This is a genomic window from Bacillus cabrialesii (assembly GCF_004124315.2).
Taxonomy (GTDB): Bacteria; Bacillota; Bacilli; order Bacillales; family Bacillaceae; genus Bacillus; species Bacillus cabrialesii.
On sequence record NZ_CP096889.1, the window covers coordinates 3,334,989 to 3,358,703 of the forward strand.

Below are 23,715 nucleotides of genomic sequence, written 5' to 3' on the forward strand. Positions count from 1 at the left end.
GTCCAAAGTCCTGTTGATCAAACATACATTCTCTTGATATATTTGTAATTCAGAGATTTTTTGCAAAAGATAAAAGGAGAAGCGGGAAATGACAGGAAAAACACACATCATGGGAGGCATCGCTTCTTGTACGGCAGCGGCTTATTATTATGGATTTGATCCAGTGCTTATGGCTGCGTCAGGCGCGGTTGGGGCATTAATTCCCGATATCTGCCATACACAAAGCAAAATCGGGAGAAGATTTCCTATTTTATCGAAAGTGGTCAGCTCCGTTTTTGGCCACCGCACCTTTACACACAGCCTGCTGTTTCTGCTCATCATGTTTTTTATCACAGCCACATATATTCCAGATAAAAACATTTCAGCCGGGCTGATGATCGGTATGGCGAGCCACTTGATTCTCGACGCTTGGACGGTGAACGGCATTAAATTATTGTTCCCTTCAACGATCCGTGTGCGGCTGCCATTATATATGAAGACAGGCAGTTTTTCTGAGCAGCTTGTGCTAGCCGGCCTGACCATTGCTTCATGTTACTACTTTTATATGCTGTTTCATGGACGCATGTTTTAAACGTGAGTGCTAATGCTTGTCTGAACGGGCTGTTTTTAGTAGGTTTACATAAGAAGCATTTCATGCAGATGATTAAGAATATGTGAGGAGTCATATTGATGAAAGGAACCTTTTTTCACAATCAGCGGTTTTTATGTTTTTCGATCGTATTTATGTGGATCAAAACATATGCGATCTATAAACTCGGCTTTGATTTGCAGATCGATTCTCCGTTGGAGGAGCTGATGCTGCTGATCAATCCGCTCAGCTTTATCCTTCCTTTATTCGGGATCGGCTTGCTTCTGAAAGAAAACAAGCAGCGGGCCTTTTTGCTGATTGCCAATTTGGTTCTGACCGTAATCTTGATCTCCAACACGATTTTTTACGGGTTTTATATCGATTTTATCACCATCCCGGTATTGTTTCAGGCCAGTAATATGAGCGATATGGGCAGCAGTGTAAAAGAACTGTTCAATCCTCTGTTTATCGCCCTGTTTGCGGATTTGGTTTTTCTTCTATTACTTGCCCGAAAAGAGAAACACCCGCAGACAAAAGCAGCACCCCGCACGATCAAACGGTACTATGCAGCTTCCTGCGGCATGATTTTATGCACCCTGGCACTTGCAGAAGTACAGCAGCCGAAGCTTTTGGCTCATTCCTTTGACCGGGAAATGCTCGTCAAAAGCATCGGCCTGTTTCAGTTCCATCTCTACGATACGATTTCTCAGACTGTTAATATAAGCGCGAAAGCATTTGCAGATGAAGACAGCATGACTGCGGTTAAAAACTACACAGAAGCTGATTACAGCAAGCCTGACCAAAGCAAATTCGGGATGGCAAAGGGGCGCAATGTCATCTTTGTGACGCTTGAATCGACCCAAAGCTTCGTTCTGAATGAAAAGGTAAATGGAAAAGAAATTACTCCATTTATGAACGATTTCATCAAAAAAAGCTATTACTTTGATCATTTCTATCAGCAAACAGAACAGGGCAAAACATCTGATTCAGAATTCATCGTCGCTAACTCGCTGTATCCTTCCCTTAGCGGCGCCGTCTTTTTCACGAAAAGCGACCATCAATTTCATACGATGTACAAATCGCTGAAACAACATGATTATTATTCAGCCGTCTTTCACGCCAACCATAAAACATTCTGGAACCGAGATGTGATGTACGATTCATTTGGGATTGACCGCTTTTTTGATGTAGATGATTTTCATGTCACTCCAGGGACATCGACAAGCTGGGGCTTAAAGGATAAGGAATTTTTAGAGCAGTCAGCCGGAAAACTGAAAAGCCTGCCGGAGCCATTCTACAGCAGTTTCATCACGCTAACGAATCATTTTCCGTTTCAGATTGATGAAAAGGATCAGCTGATCGATGAATTCGATTCAAGCAGTAACTTGTTAAACCGCTATGTAACCACGGTGCGCTATGAAGATGAGGCATTGAAGCATTTTATCAAAAAACTGAAGGACGAGGGCTTATACGAAAATTCGATGATTGTATTTATGGGAGATCATTACGGCATTTCAGAAGCCCACAATGAGGCGATGGCCGAGTTTTTAGGAAAAAATGAAATCACGCCGTATGACAACGTTCAGCTTCAGCGGGTGCCGTTTATTATCCATATCCCGGGAATGACAGATCAAAAGCCGGAAATCATCTCTGATGCCGGAGGGCAGGTCGATGTCAAGCCGACACTGATGCATCTGCTCGGTGTTGATACAAAAGGCGATATTCAATTTGGCAATGATTTGCTGTCGGGCGACCGCACTCCATTCGCTGTACTGAGAAACGGCAGCTTTATCACGAACGACTATGTCTACACCAAAAACACGTGCTACAGCCAAAAAACGGGTGAAGTGCTGGAAGATCAGGATGCGTGCCTTCCTTATAAGGAGAAAGCAAACGAAGAATTGTCTCTCTCCGATAAAATTTTAAACGGTGACCTGCTCAGGTTTTCTGAATGACAAAATCCCTCTGTAAAGAGGGATTTTTCACGTTTCCAACATGACTTTTCCGGTCAGCTTTGTTTGATAGCCGTTTAAATGAGACAGGTTCGCCTTATATTCCTCAGAATTCAAGATCTCCTTCACGGCCTTCAGCAGCTGCTCATGTTTTTTCAAAACGACGATATCATATTGTTCGTCGATGAGCGGAATAAAATCAACACTGCCCATATGGGAAGCATGCTGCGCTCCAATTCCCGCGTTAGCCTGTCCGCTTGAGACTTGTGAAGCGACAGCGTAATGATCGGTCACGATATCTCCGTATCCCTTTACATCAGCCGGATTCACACCAAGCAAGCCAAGCTGTTCATCAAGCAGCACCCGTGCGCCCGAACCCTTTTCCCTGTTGATGATCCGGATATCGGCTCTTTTCAAGTCTTCCCAGCCTTGAATGTTTTTCGGATTCCCTTTTTGCACATACAGTCCGGCTTTGCGGAGAACGGCGTTGATCAGACAAAATGGTTCGCCTGACAAAATCCGTTTTACATAAGGCACATTATATTGGCCCGTTTCCGCATCATACAAATGCAGGCTGACAATGTCACACCTGCCTTGATACATATCAATCAGGCTGTTTAAGCTTCCTTTGTATTTGCGGAGCGGCGTCTCCTGAATGGCATTCTCCAAATGCTTGCTGAGCAGATCCATCGAAATGTCCTGTCCGCTGATCATAACATTCGGTCTCCCTACCGGCTCCGCTACCTGTATCTTTCTCTGCTCTTCGGCGGCAGCAATAGGCTGTGACATTCTCATATTCATCTTATATTGCTTTAAATCTTCTTCATCAACACGCATCTGCCTGCCGACACGGTAAGCAGGCAGCACGCCTTTTTTAATCAAATCATAAACGGTCAGCTTGGATACCTTCAGCAGACCTGCAACTTCTTCTATCGTATAGGATGAGGTTTCATTCATCATCATCACTCTCCTATTTTATTATACCTTTTCATCGAATGTAAAAAAACCCACATAAACCAAACATAATCAGTTATAATTAGATATAACTAATCATAAGGGGTGCAATCATGTTTAAAAAGTATTCCATTATAACAGCAGCCTTAACCGTTTTTCTGCTTGCAGCAGGCTGTTCTGCAAACCAGCCTTCGACAGACAGCGAGAAACAAGTAACGTTAACCATTTCAGCTGCCGCCAGTGCACAGGATGCGCTCGAGGAAATTCAAAAGAACTATAAAAAAGAACATGAAAACATTACAATCCAAGATAACTATGGCTCATCCGGCGCCTTGCAAAAACAAATTTCTCAAGGAGCAGGAGCAGATCTGTTCTTCTCAGCTGCTGAGGATAAATTTCAAAAGCTGGTGGACGACGGGGATATCGCAAAAAAAGACAGCACTGATTTAGTCGGCAATGAACTTGTGCTGGTCGTGCCGAAAAACGGAGATTCTCCTGTGACAAGCTTCAGCAATCTGGCTGATTCAGAAAAAATCGCTCTTGGAACGCCGGAATCCGTACCGGCTGGAGCTTACGGGAAAGAATCACTGACAAAGCTGTCTCTATGGGACAAAGTAAAGGATAAGATCGTTTACGGAAAAGACGTTCGCCAAGTTCTTTCTTATGTTGAAACCGGCAATGTAGACGCAGGCGTTGTTTATAAAACTGATGCTCTGATCTCTAAAAAAGTCAAAATCATTGATGAGGCAAAAGCAGATACACACAGCCCGATTGTCTATCCGGTAGGAATTGTAAAAGATACAAAACACCGTAAAGAAGCGAAGGAATTTTACGATTACCTGCAATCTGATGAAGCAATGAAAGTATTTGAGAAATATGGCTTTACTGCCGAGTAGCATAAGCGCTTCAGCGTTTTTCACACCGGTTATGCTTTCCTTTCAGGTGGCGGCAGTTGCTGGAATTGTTGTTGTCATTTTCGGAACACTGGCTGGAGCATGGATGTCCCGGGCCTCTTTTTTCGGAAAAACGGCGCTCGAAACAGTTTTTATGCTTCCGCTCGTTCTTCCGCCTACTGTTGTCGGTTTTATTTTGATTGTCATTTTCGGAAAGCACAGTTTCATCGGACAAGCCATCGAGCGGGTCTTTCAGCAGCCGGTCATTTTCACCTGGTGGGCCGCTGTGATCGCGTCGGGTGTTGTGGCCTTTCCGCTTATGTATCAATCCGCCAAAACCGGATTTGCGGACATTGATCCCGATATACAGGGTGCGGCAATGGTAGACGGCGCAAGCAGATGGAAGGTTTTTATCCATATTTCCATCCCGCTTGCCTATCCTTCATTGCTGACCGGAAGCATCCTCAGCCTCGCGCGGGCGCTCGGAGAATTTGGCGCAACACTGATGTTTGCAGGGAACATCCCCGGTGTTACGCAAACACTGCCGACGGCCATTTATGTCGCATTGGATTCCGGCAACAATACCCTTGCCTGGGCGTGGGTCGTCTGTATTGTTGCCATTTCCTTTTTGATGCTGTTTTTTATCCAACGGAGAAAAACATACTAAAAAAACTCCCCGTAACGGGGAGTTTTTCATTAGAACAGGAGCTCATCGGGATTTGGACCGACACGCTCATCTTTGTTTAGGGCGTCGATTTTATCCATGTCTTCCTGAGACAATTCAAAATCAAAGATATCAGCATTTTCAATAATGCGGTGTTCTTTGATGGATTTTGGAATCGTGACAACCTCATGCTGAAGATCCCAGCGCAAAATCACTTGAGCCACTGATTTATTGTGCTTTTCAGCGATCTCTGCGAGCACTTCGTTATCCAGAAGCTGTCCCTGCATGAGCGGAGACCACGCCTCAAGCTGGATACCTTGCGCTTTGCAGTAATCTCTTAATTCTTTTTGCGTTAGCCGAGGGTGAAATTCCACTTGGTTGATCATCGGTTTGATTTCAGCATCTTTCAGCAGTTCTTCTAAATGATGAACTTGGAAGTTGCTGACGCCGATTGCGCGGATTTTGCCGTCTTTGTACAGCTTTTCAAGCGCGCGCCACGTATCTTTATATTTATCCTTGCCAGGCCAGTGGATTAAATAGAGATCTAAGTAATCAAGCTGAAGTCTTTCCAGGCTTTTTTCAAAGGCAGCAAGCGTTGTTTCGTAGCCTTGGTCTTCATTCCATACTTTTGATGTAATGAATAGCTCTTCTCTTGCTACACCGGATTCTTTAATCCCGATGCCAACACCTTCTTCATTTTTGTAGACAGCCGCTGTATCAATGCTGCGGTAGCCGTTTTTAATCGCAGCTTTCACAGATTCAGTCGCTTCACTTCCGTTTTCCACTTTAAAAACACCAAGACCGAACCAAGGCATTTCCACTCCGTTATGTAGCTTTACAGTATCTTTTAAACTTTTTGGCACTTGAACATCCACCCTTTCACTTAAATGTAAGCGTCTATATTATCTCACACTCCTCAAAGCCGATACCAATAATACGCTTAACAGCATTTATCTGCTTCTTTTTTCACATTATAGGCAGATTACACACTATTTTTTTCCTATTTTAACAAAATAGCGATTATACAGGAAAAGAGCAGGGTAATCGATTAGTGTAACCACATAAAAACAAAGGAGGAAACAACTTGAAACGCATTCGTATCCCAATGACACTTGCGCTCGGTGCCGCTTTGACAATTGCCCCTTTGTCCTTTGCTTCAGCTGAAGAAAAACCCGCTCCAAAGATCTCGCAGACCACAACAGCCGGAACATCTGCCGCTGAGGTCGGTTTAAATGTAAACCTTGATGTGCTTGGCATTGCCAATCAGATCGCCGACGCCATTAAATCCGCACAGAACCGGGACGGATTTGTGAAAAACCTTATGGAGTCTTCCTTCTACGCTTCCGGCCAAAAATACAACGTCATGGTATTTAATTTGAGCCAGGAATATGAAGATCACTTAAATGGTGTGCAATTTTACGGCTCAGCCGTTTATGACGGCATTACGTACGGCATTTGGGTATTTGAAGACGGAACCTTCACAAATAAAGGTGATGGCGGCTGGATCAACTGGGCCTTCAGAGGATGGTTCGACCGGGATGGCAGCACTGTCGAGTTCCATCGCCCTTAATATTGAAAAAAAGCTGGCGTTTCAAGCGCCAGCTTTTTTCCTGCATCTATTCGCCGCCTTCAAGCATGGCGGCTTCCACATCATTAATGTATTGGCGAAGCTCATGAGAAATATCCCGCGAAATTTCCCGCTCTTCAAAGAGCGTTTGAATTTCATTTCTGATCGCCTGAACAGCCTTCAGCTTCACTTCCAGCTTCTGATTTTCAAAATGGGCGCTCGATTTCAGCTCATGATGGCTGTGCTCCAGCCTGAATATTAACTGTTTATAAAACGAAATGACAGATAAAAACACTTCTTTATGTTCTTCCGTCTTATGTTTTTCCAGATAGTCTATCGCTGCTTTCGCCGTTTTCACTCTCGTTGCCCGTATCAATCCCGCTTCATTTAAAATCGACATCTCCGGTTTTTTATGTTCACCGAAGAAAATCCAATACATCAGCCGCTTGAGCCTTGTTTTTGATAATCCGACTTTAAATGGGTTGGCATACAAAATTTCTAATTCGTTAAACCGTTCTTGCAGCACGTTTGCGGTTTCTTCCGGGATGTCTCCCCGCTCCAGCATTTTCATCAGCGCCTCTTGCTCAGCGTTAACCCCTTGCGCGCGGACTTTCCGCTCTTGCTTTTTGATACGGTTTGATGATGTATACTGCTGAAAACGCAGATTTTTCATTTTCTCATTGTACTCAGCTATCACCGCAAGAGAGGCTGTTTTATTTGTATCGTTCATGTCTTCTTTAATCGTTTGAAGGGCTGTTTTGATCAATTTGCGTCTCGCCGTCAGCAGCTTCTTGTTTCGTTCCTCGTCCTCTTCTTCTTTTTCAGTCAGAATCGGCAGCACAACGGTAGCAATGACAAGCGTGCATAAAATGACGCCGGCTGCTAAAAAGAGAATCAGATTTCTTTCCGGAAACGGCGTGCCGTCCTCCAGGAAATATGGAATGGAAAAAGAACCCGCAAGCGTTACTGCTCCGCGCACACCGGAAATTGAAATTAACAGCGTCGAACGAAGCCCCGGTTTATAGATGTTCTGGTCTTTATTAAAGAACCACTTGCCGTTCCAGAAGAACAGCACCCACAGAAATCTGAGGAACATTAATGTAAATGTAATGACAAGGATATAACTGATCACCTTTAAGTTGCTGATTGCAGTGTCGTTAAAGATGACCGAAATGACATCCGGAATCTGCGTCCCGAGAATCACGAAGACCAGACCGTTTAAAATAAATAAAATAATGTTCCACGTACTTGAGGAAACAATTTGCAGTTTCACCATCGTTGATTCCAAACGATCCTGTTCAACCGCATGGGTGATTCCTCCCGCCACGACGGCTAAAATGCCGGAAACGCCGATTTCTTCCGCTGCCAAATAAATCACAAACGGCGTCAGAATTTGAATCAGCATATGCATCGTGACATCCTGCATACCAAGCCGGCGCAGAAATAGGCGAAAGCGGATAATCAAGAACGAAATGACTACCCCGCACAGCAAACCTCCGAGAGAAATAAAGACAAAGCTGACAGCCGCTTGTGCTAATGAAAACACCCCGGTCACTGCTGCAGCAATCGCAAACTTAAATGCCACCAGACCTGATGCGTCATTCATCAGCCCCTCACCTTCAAGCAGGCGAAGAATCCCTTTTGGCATTTTCACTCTTCCTGATAATGCGCTGACAGCGACGACATCAGTCGGTGAAAGAATGGCCGCAAGTCCAAAGGCCGCTGCCAGCGGAATATCAGGAATCATCCAGTGAATCGTATAGCCTCCTACAATCACAGTCGCAAATACAAGGCCGAGCGCAAGCAATAAAATGGGCGCTCTTAAATTCCAAAGCTCCGCCCGCGGCGTCCTCTTTCCATCATTAAACAGAAGAGGCGCGATAAACAAAACAAAAAACAATTCGGTGTTTAATTCAAAATGAAGCCCCTGGGGAAAAGAGGCGGCTGCAATCCCAAGCGCCACTTGAATCAGGGGCACCGGAATAAATGGAATAAAGCGGTTCACGATATTGGATATCGCAATAATCGTTAATAAAACGAGAACAACTAAAAATATGTCCAAATGCATGACCTCCTTCGTCTGTTGTGTTTCATGCATGAAGTGCCGATGATCTGTTTGTCTAAAAGAGGAGGAGGCTGGGATGGCCTTACATCCGATATGTGATTCGCTACACTTGTCTTCTTTTATAGTACCCTTTTTAGGGTATTATTTCTCATGATATGCTCACAGTGAACTTTTTTGCAGCAGAGCAAATTCCAGATAAAAAGAGACAGGGAGCTACTCCCTGTCTCTCGTCTATCTTTATCAAGCATGAAAATTCGTGCCGTCAGTCGTTGCTTTAATGATGCCGGCGCGGATGACAAAGTCACCGAAGTGTTCGCCTTCCTCGCGTTCTTTCGCATAGCGGGAAAGAAGGACGCGCAGCTCGCTTAAAATGTCTTCTTCACCGATGTTTTCACGGTACATTTTGCTTAAACGGCTTCCATCAAATGCAGCGCCAAGATACATATTATATTTGCCCGGCGCCTTTCCGATAAATCCGATCTCACCGAGCGCATGGCGTGCACACCCGTTCGGGCACCCTGTCATGCGAATGGTGATTTCCTCTTCACGAAGGCCGTTTTCATCAATGATCTTTTCAATCTTATCTAAAAGGGTCGGCAAATAACGTTCCGCTTCAGCCATTGCCAATCCGCAGGTCGGAAGAGCGACGCACGCCATAGAGCTGCGGCGGAGCGCTGAGTGATGCTTTCCGTCAGTTAGTCCGTATTGCTCGATTAACGCACTGATTTCATCTTTTTTCTCGCTTGAAACGTTCGCAATAATCAAGTTCTGATTGGCTGTCAGACGGAACTCGCCTGTATGAACTTTGGCGATTTCCCGCAAGCCTGTCATCAGCTTATAATCATCGTAATCCGTCACACGGCCGCCTTCAACAAACAGCGTAAAATGCCATTTACCCTTAATGCCTTCCACCCAGCCGTAGCGGTCGCCGTTATGATCGAAAAGATACGGCTTCGCTTCTTCCAGACTCCAGCCGAGACGATTTTCCAATTCTTCTATTACGGTTTCTAAACCGAGGCGGTCAACCGTGTATTTAAAGCGCGCATTTTTGCGGACAGAACGGTTTCCGTAATCACGCTGAATCGTAATCGTTTTTTCAGCAATGTCATACATTTGCTCAGGTCGGCAGAACCCTATGACCTTGGCTAATTGCGGATATGTCGCTGTGTCTCCGTGCGTCATTCCCATACCGCCGCCAATGGCCACGTTAAATCCGATCAGTTTGCCATCTTCGACAATCGCAATGAATCCAAGGTCTTGTGAAAAGACGTCAATATCATTAGACGGCGGAACGGCAATACCGATTTTAAATTTCCGGGGCAGATAGAGCGGCCCGTACATCGGTTCGACTTCTTCCTCCGGCGTGCCGGCCACCCTTTCCTCATCAAGCCAAATTTCATGATATGCTCTCGTCCGCGGCAGCAGGTCATCACTTAATTTTTTAGACCACTCGTATACCTCTGAGTGAATCTCAGACTGATAAGGATTCGATGCGCACATGACATTGCGGTTTACGTCTCCGCAGGCTGCGATCGTATCCAAAAGAGCTGAGTGGATCGTCTGAATGGTTTTCTTCATGTTCCATTTCAGAATCCCGTGCATTTGGAACGTTTCACGTGTCGTCAGTTTTAATGTGCCGTTCCCGTATTTCTGAGAAAGGTCATCCATGACAAGCCATTGCTCAGGCGTTGAAACGCCTCCTGGCATACGCACGCGCAGCATGAACTGATAGGCCGGTTCAAGCTTTTGCTTTTGGCGTTCATTGCGAAGGTCACGGTCATCTTGCAAATAACTGCCGTGGTGTTTCATCAGGCGGTTGTCATCATCCGGAATTCCGGCACTGATCCGATCCAGCATGACTTCTTTTAGTGTGCCACGCAAATAATCGCTTTCTTCTTTAATGCGCTCGACGTCACTTGGAGAGCCGTCCGGTGCTTTTAAGATTTTGGTCACCATGTTGAAAAACTCCTTTCAGGTCAAATCAGTATACATCACGCTGATAACGTTTTTGCTGCTGCATATCGGCAAGATAAACTTCTGCTTCTTCACGGGTCATATTGCCTTCTTTTTCTATAATTTCTAAGAGTGTGTTATGGACATCGTGTGCCATGTGCTTTTCATCACCGCAAATGTAAACAGCCGCGCCTTCTTGAAGCCATTCGAACAATTCCGCGCTCTGTTCAAGCATGCGGTGCTGCACATAGACTTTTTCTTCCGTATCACGTGAAAACGCCACATCCATTTTTGTCAGCACGCCGTCTTTGAGCCAATTCTGCCACTCTGTCTGATAAAGGAAATCCGTGACAAAATGCTGATCGCCAAAGAACATCCATGCTTTTCCTTCCGCTCCCGTCTCTTCGCGCTCCTGCATAAAGGAACGGAACGGCGCGACGCCTGTCCCAGGGCCGACCATGATAATCGGTGTTTCAGGATCTTTCGGAAGCTTAAAGTTTTGATTGTGCTGGACATAAACCGGCAGTGTGTCTCCCGGCTGCAGACGCTCCGCGCATAAAATCGAGCAGACGCCTTTACGTTCACGGCCGTGCGCATCATAGCGGACCGCGCCGATTGTTAAATGCACTTCGTCCGGATTTGCGGATAAACTGCTCGCGATCGAATAGAGGCGCGCCGGCATTTTTCGCAGAATCGAGACGAACTCCTGCGCCGAAACACTGAACGGGCCATAATCACGAATAAGATCAAGCAAATCGCGTCCTTCAATATACGCTTTTACATTCCCCTCATTCCCCGGGGCTAAAAGCTCTCTAAGCTCATTGCTGCCTGTCAGCTGGGCTGCCTGTTCAAGAAGCGGTTTTGTGAGAACGGTAATCTCATAGTAAGAAATCAGCGCTTCTTTCAGCGGGCGGACATCACCTTGCTTATTAAGCGTCACAATTTCTTCAGGGTCCCAATTCATTTCCTTCAGCAGCTGATCAACAAGCTCTGGATCGTTTTCCGGATAGACGCCGAGGCTGTCACCAGGCTCGTATATCAGGCCAGATCCTTCAAGAGAAAGCTCCACATGGCGTGTTTCTTTATTTGATCCGCGGCCGTTCAAATTTAAATTTTCTAACACTTCGGCCCGAAACGGGTTTGTTCTGGAATACGAGGACTCGCCGGCTTGAGGCGCTGCGGCTGGCGCAGGTGCGGCACTTTCGCCCCCCGCTTCACTTAAACCCTCAAATACGCTCTCAAGCCATTCGGCTGCCGGTTCATCATAGTCAAGATCGCAATCAACGCGCGGAGAAATCCGTTTTCCTCCGAGCTCTTCTAACCGCTGATCAAATTCTTTCCCTGTCTGGCAGAAAAATTCGTACGAGCTGTCACCAAGCGCCAAAACAGAAAAACGAAGATCCTCAAGCTTAGGCGCCCTTCTTCCATGAAGAAATTCATGAAACGACAGCGCGTTATCAGGAGGATCGCCTTCACCGTGCGTACTGACGACGATCAAAAGATTGTTTACTTTCTTCAGCTGATTCGGTTTAAAATCACTCATGGATGAGACGGTCACTTGAAAACCGCGCTGCTCAAGCTGTTTGCCGGCATTTTCCGCAAGCCCCTGCGCGTTTCCTGTTTGTGAACCGTAAAGAACGGTCACTTCTTTTGAAACGGCCGGTGCCGCCGCTTCTGCAGACACAGATGCCGCCGGCGCCCCCGCAGTTTCTTGGGCGGAAACAGATTGCGCGGATAAATATCCGCTAAGCCAGATTTTCTGAGATTCGGTCAAGGTTGGCAGAAGGCGGTTAAGGAGCTCTGCCTGCTCCTGATTAAACGGACTGTTCATTACCTGAAGTTGCAACGTATCCACCTCACAAAGTTATAAACTGATCGAAAATTGCATCTAATTGAACTTTACCGGAATACTGGGTTTAAGTAAAATATATTTACATGATGATAACTATTAAGAATCCTAATGATAAAACCGCTTGTTTCACCTAAATAGAAAAAAGAGAAGGATTCCCTTCTCTTCATTCAGCATTCTGATATAAATGAGGCGGCACAGCCGCTGCAAACGGACTTGCCTTACCTGTATAAAACACCGTCAGCGTATGCATCGAACGGGTGCAGGCAGTATATAACAGCCTGCGGTCGTGCTCTGTTTTAAAATATTTTTCTGATGCATCATAGACAAGTACTGCGTCAAATTCAATACCCTTCGCTAAATAAACCGGAATGACACAAACTCCCTTTTGGAATGTTTGATTTTCTTTATGAATCAGTCGAACATCTATATATTCACTCATGCGTGCATGCGCCTGTACGCATTGCTGCGCAGTCTTGCAAATGACGGCTATCGTTTCGTGACCTTGCTTCTTGAGCCGCTCAATTTCTTTCGTAAGCTTTTGACAAAGGTCCTCACGCCCTTCGGTTTTAAAAACGCGAGGGATTTCCCCATTTCTGTTAAAAGGCTCAATGTCCGCTCCATCCTGAAGCATCGCTTTTGTTAACTCGACAATCTGTCTTGTCGATCTGTACGTTCTCTTCAAGTGAACATATTCAGCCGGCTCACCTTCAAAGCACGCATCCATACGCTTTGCGCCATGTATGGCATGAGCGTAGATAGACTGATTAATATCACCGAGCACTGTCATGCTGGCAGCCGGAAAAATGCTTCTCATGTACGCCATCTGAAACGGCGAATAGTCCTGAGCTTCGTCGATAAAAAGATGTTTGATCTTCGTGTTTTTCTTTCTGCCTTCAATCAAATCCTGCATATAAAGAAACGGAGCCGCATCCTCATAGAGCAATTTATGTTCCGCAAATGCCGATCCGGTCAGCTCTCCTATTTCTGCCGTCTTCTCATGCTGGAATTTCCCTCCCCAGCCAGAAAACAATTGCAGATAAAGCTGTTTCATATCAAGAAATGCAAGGAGTCTGACCGCCTGTTTTAGCGGTTTTAAAGCCTTTTTTACAATGATTGACGCAAGCAGCTGCTGCTCTCTTTGATAATCATTAAACGTACTCTCACTGAACCGTTTCCTATCCTGCAGTTTTTTGTACACGTCCAGATAATCCTCTTTGTCGAGCAGCTCAGCTTCCTGAACGACCCAATCCTTGCGCCGTTCTTTTTTCTCAAGCTTGTTCAGCTCACTCAGCAGCCACTTCGCCGTTTGTTCCATCCGGCTCGGAATGGATTGTCTTTGATCCAGTGAGTAAAAATAAGATTCAATTTGTTCCTTTGTAATCAGTTTTTGTCCGCGGAAAACGATATTTTTAAAGATCATCCCTTCAGAGGACAGTAGCGTGACGTATTCATCAATGAATTGTTGAAAAGATAAGCCCGCCTTCCATGTGATTCCCGCAATTCTTGTTGGAAAACCGCCATCTTTTGTTTCAGTCAGGCAGTATTCAAGCTGGTCAAAGGGGCTTTCACATTGGAACTTGCGGCCAAGCCGAAGCTCAATATATTCCTGAAACGTCGCCTGCTCCATGTTCTCTTCGCCTAACTCCGGCAAAACAGAGGAGACATAGCTGTTAAATAAAAAGTTGGGAGAAAATAAAACGATTTGTCCGGCATCAATGACGCCGCGGTGCCTGTATAACAAATAAGCGACACGCTGAAGCGCTGCCGATGTTTTCCCGCTGCCAGCCGCTCCCTGCACAATCAGAAATTTGCTTTTTTCATTACGGATAATCTGATTTTGTTCTTTCTGAATCGTAGACACGATGTTTTTCATTTGGGAATTAGAGTGATCGCTTAATACCTCTTGCAGCATTTCATCGCCGATCGTCATATCAGTATTAAACATCGCCTTGAGAGCGCCGTTTTTGATGATAAACTGGCGTTTCAGCACCATTTCTCCTTCTATCGTTTCACCAGGCACTTCGTACTCCGCTTTTCCTGGGGAATAATTATAGTACATACTTGATATCGGCGCCCTCCAGTCATAGATCAGAAAGTGCTCCTCCTTCTCATCCATACAAGAAGCTAAACCGATATAAATTCGCTCTGTCTGCTCCTCGCCGTTTTCAATAAAATCAATCCGGCCGAAATAAGGCGATGCTTTTAATTGATGAATTCGTTTGAGCTGCTGATCCATACGCCGATGATTCCGTTCCCGATCAGACAGCAGCTCTGCCTGCTGCTTAATGCTCGCCATCGTTTCAACCGCTTCATGAGCATCATCAACATTAACGGTAACATCCTCCCAAAAGCTTTTTCTTAAACCGATAATATCTTGCTTTAACCCGCCTGCAGACGTTTCCAGAAACCGCTCTTTTTTGCCGAGCTCCTGCAGCACTTCATCTATTCTTGACTGCTCTTCCTTCCATTCCTTATCCTGCTGATTCATGAACGGCACCTCCAGAAAATAGTTGACAAACACAGATGAAATACTGTAAAATATAATTGGATACATATATTTAATATATGATAAAGATAGGCAAATACAATTTATCTTAGCACATTCACCCAATATCAATCAAGGTTTGGGTTATTTATATGCAAAAAAACCGATTTCAAGTTGAAATCGGTTTTTTTGATGTTAGTTATCTAAACGAAAAGAACGGTTTGGCAGCTTCCACTTAAACATATAGGAACAAACGCGGCAAACAACGAGCACGAAAAACAGAACGTACAAGCCAAACGAGTTTCCCAGCCAGCCCAAGCCGACGATTAATCCGCCAAGAGCCGCCCATACCGCGTAAATTTCTGCTTTCAGCACAAGCGGCTTGCGTCCGGCAAGAAGATCGCGGATAATCCCGCCGCCGCTTCCCGTCAGCACCGCAGCCACGATGACGGCACTAAGCGGATGGCCCATTTTGACGGCATACAGTGCGCCTTGGATAGCGAAGGCTGCGAGACCGATCGCATCTGATAAATTGCCCCACTTGTTCCAATGCTTTAACAGCGGCTTCGGAAACAGAAACACAATCGTAATGGACACGAGGGCGATTTGAAAGTACGCGCCCTGCTCCCATAATGCCGACACTGGAACACCGATCAGCAAATTGCGGATCGCTCCTCCTCCGAAAGCTGTGACAATCCCTAATATATAAACTCCTAAAATATCATATTCCTCTTCCATCGCAACGATTGCGCCGCTGACTGCAAACGCAATGATGCCAATCACACTGAGCAGCTCCCAAGCCATTCTGATGACTCCCTTTATGTTTGTTAAATTTTCTGACGACCTCTAGATTTTATAATCGCTCAAGCGTAAAATCAATAACATTTTCATGATAAAAAAAGATAAATTTTGAGGGAGTACACCAAACGCTGTTGAGCATAAGTTTTTGAGCTAAAAAAAGCGCCCGGCATACGCGGGCGCATTTTTTGTTATTCAGATTTTTCGCCTTTCAGCAGACACATAAAAACGATAATCAGGATAAAAGCAATCAAGGCCAGGAATGGAATGGTAATAAAACCAAACCAGTTAATATATTGGCCTGAGCACGGCACACCGCTTACACACGGCTTAATGCCGGTAAAGCCGGGCACTTTTTGCTCTAAGTAGTGCATGATCGAAATAAATGCTCCGATAATCGCCATCGGAAGCACATATTTTTTCACGCGTGTGTCCCCTTGAAAGGTGGCGATGCCTAAAATCAGGACGAGCGGATACATGAGGATACGCTGGTACCAGCACAGTTCACAAGGGATGAACTTTCTGATTTCACTGAAATACAGGCTGCCAAGCATAGCGACAAGAGCCACAACCCAGGAAGCATATAAAAATCCAATTCTATTTTTCATACGATTACTTCCCTTTCAGCTCTTTCTCTATCGTTTTTTTGATTTCATCATAATCCGCAAAATTTTTGATCACTTTATCATTAACGTAAATCGTCGGTGTTGCGTTTACGTTCATTTTTTGATTAAGGTCAGAATCCTTTTCCACTTGAGAAGCGAATGTTTCCTTATCAAGATTGTCCTTGAGTGTCTCAGGTTTTACCTTTGTGGTGCTTTTGGCAAGATCACCGAGAAGGGCTGGAGTTACCCATTCCTGCTCTGTGTCCGGCTGTTTTTCGAACAGCTTTTCATGGAATGCCCAGAATGAGTCAGGATCTTCTTTCCATACTTCTTCTGATGCAAGAGCGGCTAATCTTGAACCTTTACCATGGAACATGACGTTCACGAATGAAAATTTCACATCGCCCTTGTCAATAAAGTCTTTTTGTATTTTCGGGAAGATGTCACTGTTAAACACCTTACAAGACGGACATTTGTAATCTCCGAATTCTACTACAGTTACCGGCGCATCATCCTTGCCAAGCACAGGCTGGCCTTTGATAGACGGCTGTCCGGAAACAGCTTCATTGCCTTGTTCCGTTTTGTTATTAATGATGACAATGGCTGCTAATAAGACAACAACCACAACCGTAAGGATAACCGCGAATTTCGCAGAAGACTGCTGTTTCTTTTTCACTCCGACACCTCATCGTTTTAAAATTAAAAAAGAAGCGGATCACAATTGACCCACTTCTTTATTTTAACAAGACAAGCGACTATAAGAAAACCCCGAAAAAATGAATTCTCTCCGACAATTTATCCGTTTTTGAGACGCATGACGCGCATGGCATTTGCCACAGCGAGCAGTGTAACGCCGACATCTGAGAATACCGCTTCCCACATGGTTGCAATTCCAAATGCCCCAAGAATGAGAAAGATCGCTTTCACACCTAAAGCGAAGCCGATGTTTTGCCACACGATTCGCCGTGTCCGTTTTGCGATCCGAATCGCTTCCGCTATTTTTGACGGCTGATCTGTCATCAGCACAACGTCTGCGGCTTCTACCGCGGCGTCTGACCCAAGGCCTCCCATGGCTGCTCCGATATCCGCGCGCGCGAGAACCGGCGTATCATTGATGCCGTCACCGACAAAAATGAGTTTTTCATTTTGCGAAAGCTTGGCTTCCAATGCTTCGACCCGCGCGACTTTATCCTGCGGCAGCAGCTCCGCATACACCTCGTCAATGCCAAGCTGTTTTCCGACAGCTTCCCCCGTTTGCTTCGAATCACCTGTCAGCATTACTGTCTGTTTGATTCCAAGCGATTTCAGATCAGCAACCGCCTGTGCCGCGTCTTCCTTTACTTCATCCGCTATAATGATTGCTCCGGCATAGCGTTGATCAACAGCAACGTGTACGATTGTTCCCGCATTTTCATCCGGCACGCCGTTAATCTGTTCTCTTTCCATGAGCTTTTTATTCCCGGCAAGGATTTCTGTTCCGTTTACTTTTGCAAAAATGCCGTGGCCGGATATTTCCTCATATGACTCTATCTTGTCAGAAGAAAGCATTTTTCCGTAAGCTTTACGCACAGATTCGGCAATTGGATGCTGGGAATGAAGCTCAGCATATGCCGCAGCCTCAAGTAATCTGGCCTTTGTAAATTCTTCCGCAGGTTTGATTTCTGTCACTTCAAAGCTGCCTTTTGTTAATGTTCCTGTTTTATCAAACACCGCGTATTTGACTTGATTCAGGGCTTCTAAATAATTGCTTCCCTTCACAAGCACTCCGGCCTTTGAGGCTGCACCGATTCCGCCGAAGAAACCGAGCGGTATAGAAACAACGAGCGCACACGGACAAGAAATCACTAAGAAAATAAGCGCGCGGTAGACCCAATCGGAAAGTGCGGCGCCAGGAATCATAAGCGGCGGAACAAAGGCCAGCAATGCCGCGATAATCACAACAGCAGGTGTATAATACTTGGCAAACTTCGTGATAAAGTTTTCCGTCCGGGCTTTGCGGCTGCTCGCATTCTGTACCAAATCTAATATTTTCGATACTGCGGATTCCTGATAGCCCTTTGTGACTTCAATATGCAGAACACCGTTTTGATTGATAAAGCCTGACATGACCTCTTGTCCTTCTGCAGCTTTTCGCGGAACGGATTCGCCTGTCAAAGCAGACGTATCAACCATCGCTGATCCCTTGATGACCTTTCCGTCCAGCGGTATGCTTTCACCCGGATTAACCACAATGATGTCTCCTATCAGTACGTCCGCAGGAGAAACCAGTTTGATGCCGTTCTCTGTTTTGACATTGGCGTAATCAGGCCGTATGTCCATTAACGCACTGATTGATTTTCTGGACCGGCTGACCGCCGCTCCTTGAAAAAGCTCACCAATTTGATAAAACAGCATAACGGCGACACCCTCAGGGTATTGTTGAATCAGAAAAGCGCCGATTGTGGCAAGAGCCATTAAGAAGTGCTCATCAAACACCTGGCCGCGGCTGATGTTTTTGACTGCACGGATGACAATGTCACCGCCGATGATCAAATAGGCGGCGAGGAAAAGCAAAAATTCGATTGTTCCGGAATGAACGAAATAGGCCGCCGCTCCAAGAATGACAGACGCCGCCATTCTGATCAGCATATTGATCATTCGATTACGGTAGCCGTCATCAGCTGATTTCTTTTTATGCTTTTGACGAACCGTTACATGCGGATCGATTGATTTCACTTTTTTCTCTACCTTATTGGTGACCCATTGCTCTTCTTTTCCATCGGCTGAGACAGTCAAGGTGCTTGCCGCAAAGTTTACCGCGCATCCGTCAATGCCTTTTATGCCTTTGACTCCATTTTCAATTTTTTGAGCACAGTTGCTGCAATCCAAACCGTCCAGAACGTATTCCTGTTTCACTAGTCTCACCTTACCTTCCGATTTAGGGTTCCCTCTTCAAAGCGTATCAATGAGCGCCGGTATTCATTTTATATATATGAGCACATACTCATATATTGGTTACGTCTATTATATGTCGTTTTCCAAGAAAGTGTCAATGAAAAACAAAAACCGGCATATTGCCGGTTTTTCATTTTACTTTCTGCAAACGGAGCGCATTCAGAACAACGGAAACCGAGCTGAATGCCATTGCTGCCCCCGCAATCCATGGCGCTAAAAATCCGAGCGCTGCGATTGGGATGCCGAGGCTGTTATAGCCGAGCGCCCAGAATAAGTTTTGTTTAATGTTTTTCATTGTCAGCCTGCTCATGCGAATGGCGTCGGCAATGCTGTTTAGATCGCCGCGAATCAGCGTAATGTCAGCTGTTTCCATGGCAATATCAGTACCTGTTCCAATCGCCATGCCGATATCGGCTGTCGCAAGCGCCGGCGCATCATTAATTCCGTCGCCTACCATGGCCGTTTGCCGGCCTTCTTTTTGCAGGCGGGCAATTTCTGCCGCCTTTTGTTCGGGAAGGACTTCCGCAATGACACTCGTAATTCCCGCTTCCTTCGCAATGGCTTCTGCGGTTCTGCGATTATCTCCTGTCATCATGATGACATCCAGGCCCAACTCTCTCAGACGGACCACTGCCGCCCGTGACGTGTCTTTTATCGTATCGGCAACCGCTATTAGTCCCGCCGCTTCACCATCAAGGGATACAAGCATAACCGTTTTCCCTTCTGCCTCAAGTTTTTCCATTTGGGCAAGAAGAGCCCCATGCTCAACCTGTTCGCTCTCCATTAACTTCCTTGTGCCAACGAGAATGGTATTGCCTCCGGCTTCAGCCAAAATGCCTGCGCCGATTTTTGCTTCAAAGCGGGTCAGCTTCGGTATCTCAAGCCCTTTTTCTTTTACGCCGGCAACAATCGCTTCACCGAGGGGATGCTCTGATCCCGTTTCCGCTGCCGCCGCAAATCGAAGCAGATCTGTTTCTTCAAAACGGCCGAACGGAATGGCATCTGTCAGACGCGGCTTCCCGTTTGTGACAGTTCCGGTTTTATCGAGAACAATCGTATCGAGACGATGTGTTTTCTCTAAATGCTCGCCGCCTTTAAAGAGAATTCCGAATTCAGCAGCGCGCCCTGATCCGGCCATAATGCTCGTCGGAGTGGCGAGGCCGAGGGCGCAAGGACAAGCAATGACAAGAACCGCGATGAACTTGCTGATCGCTTCGGCAAAATCACTGGGAGCCGCCCAAAGATACCAAATGAGGAAAGTGAGAACGGCAATCCCCAATACGATAGGCACAAAAATGCCGGAAATCTGATCAGCGAGACGCTGAATCGGCGCTTTTGACCCTTGTGCTTCCTCGACGATTTTAATGATATGAGAAAGCGCAGTATCCTTTCCGACATTGACAGCTTTGATTTTCAGGAAGCCGTTTGAGTTCACGGTTGCCCCTGTCACACTGTCACCCGGATTTTTGTCAACGGGAAGACTTTCTCCCGTAATCATCGATTCATCAACTGCCGAGCGGCCTTCAATTACTACTCCGTCGACAGGAATTCGTTCGCCCGGTTTGACGTAAACAACGTCATCGACAAGTACTTCGTCTATCGGAATGATTTGCTCCTGTCCGTCTCTTACGACAGTCGCTGTTTTCGCTTGAAGCTTCATTAGCTTTTTAATGGCATCCGATGAACGGCCCTTTGCTTTTGTTTCAAACAGCTTGCCTAATAAAATCAGCGTCAGCAAAATCGCGCTTGTTTCATAGTAAAGACCGTCTGTATGCCCGTGGGAACCGAGGCTTTGGATGGTAAGATAAAGACTGTAAGCGTAAGCAGCCGTCGTTCCGAGCGCGACCAATACATCCATATTGGCGCTTTTATTTCTGAGCGCCTTATACGCACCCGCATAAAACGGCCAGCCGATCAGAAACTGGACTGGCGTCGCCAGCGCAAACTGCATCCACGGGTTGAGGAAAATACCCGGCACCCAAATGAACGATGTAAACGTAAAATGGCTCACCATCGCCCAAAGCAACGGAAACGACAGGACCGCTGAAAAGATCAGCCTTGCCGTTTGCTTCCATTCTTCTTTCTTTTTAGAAGCTGCTGCCTCATTGTCCTCATCGCCCTTTAGCTTAAGCTTATATCCCAGCTTATCTACCGCTTCTTTCAAATCGCCGACAGCCGCTTCTTTTGGATTGTATTCGACCGTAACTGTTTCTAAAGCGAAGTTTACGGGAGCGTTTGCGACGCCTTCTATTTTATTAAGCCGCTTTTCAATCCGATTGGCGCAGGCGGCACAGGTCATGCCTTCGATTTCGAATTCAGCTTTTTCTGTTACGACGTGATAGCCCAGCTTTTCTATTTTTTCCTGAATCGCTGCAGCCTCTGTTTCAGCGGGATCATAGATAACATTTGACGTTTCCGTTGCCAGATTGACGTTGGCATCTGTGACACCCGGCATCCGCTTGAGGCCTTTTTCAATTCTGGATGCACAGGCCGCACAGGTCATACCAGATACCTGCATCGCGATTTCCTTCTGTTCACTCAACATACTCACTCCTTTATATACACCTGGGGGGTATATAAAAATGAAAGAAATATCGCGCCTCCTTAAAGGCGCGATACCATAAATCAATCGGCTACATCATAGCCCTGATCTTCTATCGCATCCGCAATGTCTTTGACCGATACTTTATCAGCATCAAACGAAACATCGACTTTTCCCGCTTCCAGATCAACATGAACAGCACTGACGCCGTCCAGTTCTCCTACGCTCGTTTCCACTGCTTTGACGCAGTGCTGACAGGACATTCCTTCAACTTGCAATGTTTTTTGTTCCATATGAATTCCTCCTGTTTATTCTTTCTTTTTTCATCCTACCATACCCCCGTAGGGTATTACAACAAAAAAAGACTTTATGATTTTGTGAACTTTTTAAAGACGTCCAAAAGCTCAGAAATGGCCTGTTCCCCGTCTCCGCTTTTAATGGCGTCCGCTACACAATGATGGGCGTGGTCCTCAAGCAAGTGAAGCGCAACATTTTTCATTGCCGCCTGAACAGCCGAAATTTGCACAAGGATATCCACACAATATCTATCGTTTTCCACCATATTTTGAATGCCCCTGACCTGGCCTTCAATCCGCTTCAGCCGGTTTGTGATTTGATCCTTTTCTTTCGAGCTTTTATGGTTTAATGCTTTATGTTCGTTATGCTTCTCCATTGGTACACCTCTGTTTCTTATATTAATTCCCATTATACTGATTGTCCAAACTGTTGTCTAAGTCTGCCGCTGCAAAAAAATGAATCAGTTAGGTTTTACCATTTGATCGAGAGGGTATATACCCCTTATGAAAACGCTTTTAAAGGAGAGAGAAGAAAAGTGAATACGATAAAGGTTGGGATATTAGGGTACGGACTGTCTGGTTCTGTTTTTCACGCGCCGCTGCTTGCCGTTCTCGATGAGTATCACATCAGCAAAATCATGACATCACGGACAGAAGAAGTGAAACGGGATTTTCCGGATGCTGATGTTGTGCATGAGCTTGAGCAAATCACAAATGACCCGGACATTGAGCTTGTCATTGTCACCACCCCGAGCGGCCTTCATTACGAGCATGCTATGGCGTGCATACAAGCGGGAAAACACATCGTGTTGGAAAAACCGATGACAGCGACGGCCGAAGAAGGAAAGCAATTAAAGAAGGCCGCCGATGAAAAAGGTGTATTGTTAAGCGTATATCATAACCGGCGCTGGGATAACGACTTTTTAACGATTAAAAAGCTGATCGCTGACGGATCCCTTGAAGATATCAATACATATCTAGTCTCCTATGACCGGTACAAACCTGAGATTCAGGCGCGGTGGCGGGAAAAAGAAGGCGCTGCCACTGGTACGCTGTATGATCTCGGATCCCACATTATAGACCAAGCCCTCCATTTGTTCGGGATGCCAAAAGCAGTTACTGCAAACGTAATGGCACAGCGGGAAAACGCCGAAGCCGTTGACTACTTTCATTTGATAATGGATTACGGAAAACGGCAAGCCATTCTATACGGCGGATCCATCGTTCCGGCAAACGGTCCTCGTTACCAAATCCACGGACAGCATTCAAGCTTTATCAAATACGGAATCGACGGACAAGAAGACGCACTCAGAGCAGGAAAAAAACCCGAAAGTGACAGCTGGGGTGCGGATGATCCGGAGTTCTACGGACAGCTGACAACCGTTCACGGCACAGACAAAAAAACAGAAACCATCCCATCGGTAAATGGTTCTTATCTTACCTATTACCGCAAATTGGCTGAAAGCATACGGGAAGGCGCTGCGCTGCCTGTCACCGCTGATGAAGGAATGAATGTCATCCGCATCATTGAAGCCGCGATGAAAAGCAGTGAAGAGAAACGTACCATTTCGCTTGGGTAATAAACAA

General features: G+C 45.8%; 19 protein-coding genes. 6 read left to right on the forward strand and 13 right to left on the reverse strand.

From position 1 onward, the window contains the following. The first annotated feature begins 88 nt into the window (after positions 1-88). On the forward strand, positions 89-571 hold the full coding sequence (locus tag EFK13_RS17120; RefSeq protein ID WP_103748444.1) for a metal-dependent hydrolase: 483 nt from the start codon (positions 89-91) through the stop codon (positions 569-571). 98 nt (positions 572-669) lie between these two features. Further along, positions 670-2,523: an LTA synthase family protein gene (locus tag EFK13_RS17125; RefSeq protein ID WP_129507601.1), complete on the forward strand. Its 1,854-nt coding sequence runs from the start codon at positions 670-672 to the stop codon at positions 2,521-2,523. Positions 2,524-2,550: 27 nt separating this feature from the next. Here EFK13_RS17125 and EFK13_RS17130 read toward each other — a convergent pair whose 3' ends face one another. Beyond that, positions 2,551-3,477 carry a substrate-binding domain-containing protein gene (locus tag EFK13_RS17130; RefSeq protein WP_129507794.1) on the reverse strand — a complete coding sequence of 309 codons (927 nt, stop codon included), beginning with the start codon at positions 3,475-3,477 and terminating at the stop codon, positions 2,551-2,553. Between the two features lie 110 nt (positions 3,478-3,587). Here EFK13_RS17130 and modA point away from each other — a divergent pair, with 110 nt between their 5' ends. Both modA and modB read left to right on the forward strand, forming a co-directional pair. Continuing rightward, on the forward strand, positions 3,588-4,370 hold the full coding sequence (gene modA / locus EFK13_RS17135) for a molybdate ABC transporter substrate-binding protein (RefSeq protein WP_129507600.1): 783 nt from the start codon (positions 3,588-3,590) through the stop codon (positions 4,368-4,370). After that, positions 4,342-5,034, forward strand: a complete 693-nt coding sequence (gene modB / locus EFK13_RS17140) for a molybdate ABC transporter permease subunit (RefSeq protein WP_129507599.1) — start codon at positions 4,342-4,344, stop codon at positions 5,032-5,034. Before modA ends, modB begins: the two co-directional genes overlap by 29 nt. A 29-nt stretch (positions 5,035-5,063) precedes the next feature. Here modB and pgoN read toward each other — a convergent pair whose 3' ends face one another. Further along, complete coding sequence (pgoN, locus tag EFK13_RS17145) at positions 5,064-5,894, reverse strand: glyoxal/methylglyoxal reductase (protein ID WP_064816327.1); 831 nt, start codon at positions 5,892-5,894, stop codon at positions 5,064-5,066. A gap of 221 nt (positions 5,895-6,115) precedes the next feature. Here pgoN and yvgO point away from each other — a divergent pair, with 221 nt between their 5' ends. Further along, positions 6,116-6,601: a stress response protein YvgO gene (gene yvgO / locus EFK13_RS17150; RefSeq protein WP_129507598.1), complete on the forward strand. Its 486-nt coding sequence runs from the start codon at positions 6,116-6,118 to the stop codon at positions 6,599-6,601. A gap of 46 nt (positions 6,602-6,647) precedes the next feature. Here yvgO and EFK13_RS17155 read toward each other — a convergent pair whose 3' ends face one another. The 11 genes from EFK13_RS17155 to csoR form a co-directional block, all read right to left on the reverse strand. Beyond that, entirely contained in the window at positions 6,648-8,660 is a 2,013-nt protein-coding gene (locus EFK13_RS17155) for a Na+/H+ antiporter (RefSeq protein WP_129507597.1), read from the reverse strand. A 243-nt stretch (positions 8,661-8,903) separates the two neighbouring features. Next, positions 8,904-10,619 carry an assimilatory sulfite reductase (NADPH) hemoprotein subunit gene (cysI, locus tag EFK13_RS17160; protein ID WP_129507596.1) on the reverse strand — a complete coding sequence of 572 codons (1,716 nt, stop codon included), beginning with the start codon at positions 10,617-10,619 and terminating at the stop codon, positions 8,904-8,906. A gap of 25 nt (positions 10,620-10,644) precedes the next feature. Continuing rightward, positions 10,645-12,462: an assimilatory sulfite reductase (NADPH) flavoprotein subunit gene (locus EFK13_RS17165; RefSeq protein ID WP_129507595.1), complete on the reverse strand. Its 1,818-nt coding sequence runs from the start codon at positions 12,460-12,462 to the stop codon at positions 10,645-10,647. Positions 12,463-12,631: 169 nt separating this feature from the next. Beyond that, positions 12,632-14,956, reverse strand: coding sequence for an RNA polymerase recycling motor HelD (helD, locus tag EFK13_RS17170; protein ID WP_129507594.1), 2,325 nt, complete (start codon positions 14,954-14,956; stop codon positions 12,632-12,634). Between the two features lie 192 nt (positions 14,957-15,148). Continuing rightward, complete coding sequence (locus EFK13_RS17175) at positions 15,149-15,757, reverse strand: trimeric intracellular cation channel family protein (RefSeq protein ID WP_064816321.1); 609 nt, start codon at positions 15,755-15,757, stop codon at positions 15,149-15,151. 185 nt (positions 15,758-15,942) lie between these two features. After that, positions 15,943-16,359 carry a disulfide oxidoreductase gene (locus EFK13_RS17180; protein ID WP_064816320.1) on the reverse strand — a complete coding sequence of 139 codons (417 nt, stop codon included), beginning with the start codon at positions 16,357-16,359 and terminating at the stop codon, positions 15,943-15,945. 4 nt (positions 16,360-16,363) lie between these two features. Then, positions 16,364-17,032: a disulfide bond formation protein BdbD gene (bdbD, locus tag EFK13_RS17185; RefSeq protein ID WP_129507593.1), complete on the reverse strand. Its 669-nt coding sequence runs from the start codon at positions 17,030-17,032 to the stop codon at positions 16,364-16,366. A 119-nt stretch (positions 17,033-17,151) separates the two neighbouring features. Further along, positions 17,152-19,260, reverse strand: a complete 2,109-nt coding sequence (locus EFK13_RS17190) for a heavy metal translocating P-type ATPase (protein ID WP_129507592.1) — start codon at positions 19,258-19,260, stop codon at positions 17,152-17,154. 160 nt (positions 19,261-19,420) lie between these two features. Next, complete coding sequence (gene copA / locus EFK13_RS17195) at positions 19,421-21,832, reverse strand: copper-exporting P-type ATPase CopA (RefSeq protein WP_129507793.1); 2,412 nt, start codon at positions 21,830-21,832, stop codon at positions 19,421-19,423. Positions 21,833-21,915: 83 nt separating this feature from the next. After that, positions 21,916-22,125, reverse strand: coding sequence for a copper chaperone CopZ (gene copZ / locus EFK13_RS17200; protein ID WP_129507591.1), 210 nt, complete (start codon positions 22,123-22,125; stop codon positions 21,916-21,918). A 74-nt stretch (positions 22,126-22,199) separates the two neighbouring features. Further along, positions 22,200-22,505, reverse strand: a complete 306-nt coding sequence (csoR, locus tag EFK13_RS17205; RefSeq protein WP_014115157.1) for a copper-sensing transcriptional repressor CsoR — start codon at positions 22,503-22,505, stop codon at positions 22,200-22,202. 105 nt (positions 22,506-22,610) lie between these two features. Here csoR and EFK13_RS17210 point away from each other — a divergent pair, with 105 nt between their 5' ends. Then, positions 22,611-23,708 carry an oxidoreductase gene (locus tag EFK13_RS17210; protein WP_129507792.1) on the forward strand — a complete coding sequence of 366 codons (1,098 nt, stop codon included), beginning with the start codon at positions 22,611-22,613 and terminating at the stop codon, positions 23,706-23,708. Positions 23,709-23,715: the final 7 nt, after the last annotated feature.